We start from the raw sequence: 4774 nt of genomic DNA on the forward strand, positions 1-4774 counted from the left end.
CTGCGCGAAATAGGATGAAGCAGCCAATCACAGGTTTCTTCCACCTACACCCCAGTTGTAAATAGCAGCTTTGAAGGAACCACAGCGAATTGGAGTGGAACAATGATTTATCGGATCGCTTCAAACAGCTGTTGTTAGCAAACGGCACTTCCGTCAACTATGAATATGACGCGAATGACAATATGACTTCGAAAGTCATTCGTACAAGCGATGGCCAGTCACAAGAGTTTACCTACTCTTATGATGCGACCGGCAAACTCATCAAAACCGTCGATCCGCTCCATGATGTGACCACGAATGACTATGATGCCAACGGAAATAAAATCAAAACTTCACGACAGGAAACGGAGCCGGCGCTACTTTTACGTATGATGACCGCGGCCTCGTGGAAAGCGTTTCGGTCGGTACGGCGGCCGGAAACGGACCCGACCAACCGGACAAGCGATTTTTCAATGGTTTTGGTATGTGAGAATCGTTCTGTTGGAACTGCCGGATGGGCAAATCCAACGCAGGCTAGGGAGACCACCCCTGATCAGCGAAGGATTCTGCAGGGATTGGGCATGGATGAGAGCATTGACGTGTAAGTCATACGGATATTTTTATTGAAAAAATAATCGCCTCGCCTCGAGAGAAAAATCGGTAAATAGAAAAGAGATGATGGTTTCATTTTCCCCAAACGCTTCTCTTTTTTTAAAAAATCCATCTTCTAACCCAAATACTTCAATCGTTTTATACAAAGGGTCAACAATCCAATATTCTTTTACACCAAATTGTTCGTATAGTTTAAATTTTTCATTTCGATCTTTTAATGCTGTAGACGGAGAAAGAACCTCGACAATGAGTGTTGGTGCGCCTAAACAGCCGTTTGATGTTAAGTTGTTTCGATTGCAAATGACAGAAATATCGGGTTGAACGACATGTTTTGCATATGTGTAGTCATCGTTTTCGGAGAGACGAACATCAAACGGAGCAATGGCAACGTAGCAATCTTTATTTTGAAAGTACGAACGAAATGCGAACGATAGTTCCATAACGGTAAACTGATGCTCCCACGTTGGTGAAGGGCTCATGTTGTAAGCTTTTCCATCAATAAGCTCCCAACGCCCATCCCATTGAATATAATCGGCATACGTATACAGTTTGGATGGTTCTGGATTCATCGGATCTCCCTCGCTTTTTTCATTATTATACCATATCCAAAACGGCAACGATGATTGAAGATAACAAATTGCATTCGCGATGGCGGCTTGTGGTTGACTCGACAAGTTTGCAAAGCGGGCTGTCCATAAGGCCAATGCAGCTGGTCTTACAGACAGCCCGTTGTCTTTGATGCGGCACTAGACTGTTTCGGTTTGCGGGAGTTCGCGCGAATCGCCCGATGCCGTGTTGGGCGGTCATTGGGGCGGGTTTACGATGGTTTCGCCGCTTGTTCTTTTTGCCGTTGTTTCATGGCGCGGACGAGTTCTTCATCCGGTGTGACGTAGAGCGTTTGCTCGTGTTCGTAAATGACAAATCCCGGCTTGGCGCCGCTCGGTTTTTTTACATAGCGGATGCGCGTGTAGTCGACAGGCACGGATCCGGAGTGGCGGGCTTTGCTGAAGTAGGCGGCGAGATTCGCCGCTTCCAAGAGCGTCTCGTCAGACGGCTGCTTGTTCCGGATGACGACGTGCGAGCCGGGAATGTTTTTCACATGCAGCCAAACATCGTCCTTATGGGCCAGCTTTGTTGTGAGATAATCGTTTTGTTTGTTGTTTTTGCCAACGAGTATTTCCGTGCCGTCGCTTGCGACGTAGCGGTCGAGCTCAGGGACGGTGGTTTTCCGCTTTTTTGCTCCTTTCGCGGCGCGCGGGCGCAAATAGCCTTGTTCGATGAGCTCGTCGCGGATTTCCTCGACATCTTTCGGCGAGGCGGTTTCCAGCTGGCTTAAAATCGTGTCGCAATAGGCGATGTCTTCTTTCGTCCGCTCGATTTGTTGTTGCACGACGGCGAGCGAGTTTTTCGCTTTTTGGTATTTTTGAAAGTACTGCTGCGCGTTCTCGGACGGCGATTTTTGCGGGTCGAGCGGAATGGTGACCGTGCCTCCGTTTTCGTCGTAGTAGTTTGCGACCTCGATTTCCGTCATGCCGCGCTTTGCGGCGTACAAATGGGCGGTGAGCAGTTCGCCGTACAGTCGATAAACGTCGGCTTTCTTTGCTTCTTCGAGCGTCTGTTCGAGCTTTAGGAGCTTTTTCTCGTTTTTCGCCTTTTCGTTCGCCATGAGCCGCTCGATGTCATGGGCTTGCTGCTTGACGCGGTCGCGCTCGGCCTTGCCGAAATAAAAGCGGTCGAGTAGCTCGCTTGCGCTCGCAAACGGTTGGCCTTCGATTTGTAAGTGCTTAAGCGGCAACACGTAAAACCATTCTTTTTCCCCGTTCGTGTACATCATCGGGGCAAAGCGGCGGCCGCGCACGTCATCGATGAGCGAAAGAAAGCTTTTTGGCAGCGTCGCCCGGTTGGCGAGCCCAGCGCGGAACACCGCCTCATTGGCAAATAGCGGCGAAAGGCCGCTGAAGGCGGAGACAAGCTGTTGGGCGAGCTTGCCGGCGTGAAAATCAAGTTTTTTCAGCACCGTTTCTTCCGTCGCTTCAAGCGGATTCAGCTTGCCGTGCGTCGGCGGAGCGACGTACGGATGCCCGGGAAGCACCGTCCGGTAGCGGTTGACCGACGGCGGCAAATGCTTCAGGCTGTCGATGATCGTGTTGGTCGATGCATCAACGAGGATGATGTTGCTATGGCGGCCCATCACTTCAATGATGAGCCGCTTCGTCTGCAGATCGCCGAGTTCATCGCGGCCTTTTGTGTCCATGACGATGATGCGGTCGAAATCGACTTGACGGACCGACTCGATGATGCTTCCTTCCAACTGTTTGCGCAGCCGCATGCAAAACATCGGCGGCTCGGATGGGTTGTTGTACGTTTCGTTTGTCAAATGGACGCGGGCGTACGTCGGATGCGCCGACAGCATCACTTTATGATTATGGCCGCGGGCGCGCACGAGCATGACGATCTCATACGCCGACGGCTGGTGGATTTTCGTGATCCGCCCGCCCGCAAGCGTCTCTTCGAGTTCGCTGACAATGGCGTACGTAAACACTCCGTCAAAGGACATGGAAAACACCTTTCTATTTTGGTTGTTTGCTATTTCGATCTTACCATACGCCCCGCTGTTTTGAACATTTCTTTGAATATGATCTGAAGACGGACGAAGATGCCCGACGAACATGTTGCATAAAATGGGGAGGCCCGCTTTTTTGACACGATTTTTTCCCTTATGGGGGGATGGCGTGGCAAAGGGTCCACGACTCCTTATGTTTGTGTCGCGAAACATCATGGCGGGGACTATCATTTTTTGGGACATGTATGAATAAGCATAGAGAAGCAGGAACGGCGTGCGAAAAAATGAAAGGACGGAGGGAGACAGATGCAATGGCATACGCTCGCGGCAAGCGATGTCGCGCACGAGACGAAGACGAATGTCAAAACCGGGCTTACGGCGGCGGAGGCGGAAAAACGGCTGCGGCAGTTCGGGTGCAACGAGCTGGCGGAAGGGAAGAAGGAGTCGGCCATCGGCGCCTTTTTCCGCCAGTTTCAAGATTTTATGGTGTTGGTGCTGCTTGCGGCGACGGTGATTTCCGCGTTTTTAGGCGAGTATGTCGATGCGGCGGCGATTGTTGTGATCGTGATCATGAACGCCATTCTCGGGTTTATCCAAGAGCGGCGGGCGGAAAAGTCGCTGGCCGCCTTAAAACGGCTGTCCGCTCCGCAAGCGGTTGTGCGGCGCGATGGCAGGTGGGTGAAAATTCCGGCGCGCGAGCTTGTCGTCGGTGATGTCGTGAGGCTGGCAAGCGGCGACCGAGTCGGGGCCGATGTCCGCTTGATTGAGACGAGCGGGATGGAAATCGAGGAATCCGCCTTGACGGGCGAATCGGTGCCCGTAGCCAAATCGGCCGCCCCGCTTCATACGAAACAGGCGTCGCTCGGCGATTTGCACAATATGGCGTTTATGGGGACGCTCGTGACAAGAGGGAATGGGGTCGGGATTGTCATCGCCACTGGGATGAAAACAGCGATGGGACAAATCGCGACGATGCTCGAAGAGGCGGATGCGGGGGCAACCCCGCTCCAGCGCCGACTCGAGCAGCTTGGGAAAATTTTGCTTGTCGTCGCATTGGTGCTGACGGCAGCGGTCGTGGCCGTAGGTGTCATTCAAGGGCACGACCTGTATGAAATGTTTTTGGCTGGTGTGTCGCTCGCGGTCGCCGCCATTCCGGAGGGGTTGCCGGCCATTGTGACGGTCGTCTTGGCGCTTGGCGTGCAGCGGATGATCAAACGAAACGCCATCGTCCGCAAGCTTCCGGCGGTGGAAACGCTCGGCTGCGCTTCGGTCATTTGTTCCGACAAAACGGGGACGATGACGGAAAACATGATGACCGTCACGCAAGTATGGGCAGGCGGGCGGACATTTGCGGTAAGCGGCGTTGGTCTTGAAACGGATGGCGAGTTTTCTGAACGCGGCCGGACGGTTGATCCGAACCGCGTTCCCGAGCTCGCACGCCTATTGACAATGGGGGTGCTTTGCAATAGTTCGGAGTTGAAAGAGGAAAACGGCCGGCGCTACATCGACGGCGATCCGACGGAAGGAGCGCTGCTGGTCGCGGCAGCGAAGGCGGGGATTACAAAACGAAGTCTGCTAGGTGAGTATGCGATCGAGCGGGAGTTTCCGTTTGATTCCGAG

General features: G+C 53.0%; 3 protein-coding genes and 2 pseudogenes. 3 read left to right on the forward strand and 2 right to left on the reverse strand.

Features of this window, described 5'->3' with window-relative positions:
- Positions 1-92: 92 nt before the first annotated feature.
- A pseudogene (locus I656_RS19870) lies at positions 93-332 on the forward strand (Wall-associated protein precursor); the annotation flags it as partial.
- A 76-nt stretch (positions 333-408) separates the two neighbouring features.
- Positions 409-584 (forward strand): annotated as a pseudogene (locus I656_RS19015) (transposase); the annotation flags it as partial.
- A gap of 15 nt (positions 585-599) precedes the next feature.
- Here the strand turns inward: I656_RS19015 and I656_RS10810 are convergent.
- Complete coding sequence (locus I656_RS10810; RefSeq protein WP_033005106.1) at positions 600-1160, reverse strand: Uma2 family endonuclease; 561 nt, start codon at positions 1158-1160, stop codon at positions 600-602.
- 248 nt (positions 1161-1408) lie between these two features.
- Positions 1409-3148, reverse strand: a complete 1740-nt coding sequence (locus I656_RS10805; protein WP_020754436.1) for an NFACT RNA binding domain-containing protein — start codon at positions 3146-3148, stop codon at positions 1409-1411.
- Positions 3149-3460: 312 nt separating this feature from the next.
- Between I656_RS10805 and I656_RS10800 the strand changes: the two genes are divergently transcribed.
- On the forward strand, positions 3461-4774 hold a 1314-nt coding region (locus I656_RS10800), incomplete at its 3' end, for an HAD-IC family P-type ATPase (RefSeq protein ID WP_020754437.1).

The organism is Geobacillus sp. WSUCF1, from assembly GCF_000422025.1.
In the GTDB taxonomy this organism is placed as follows: Bacteria; Bacillota; Bacilli; order Bacillales; family Anoxybacillaceae; genus Geobacillus; species Geobacillus zalihae.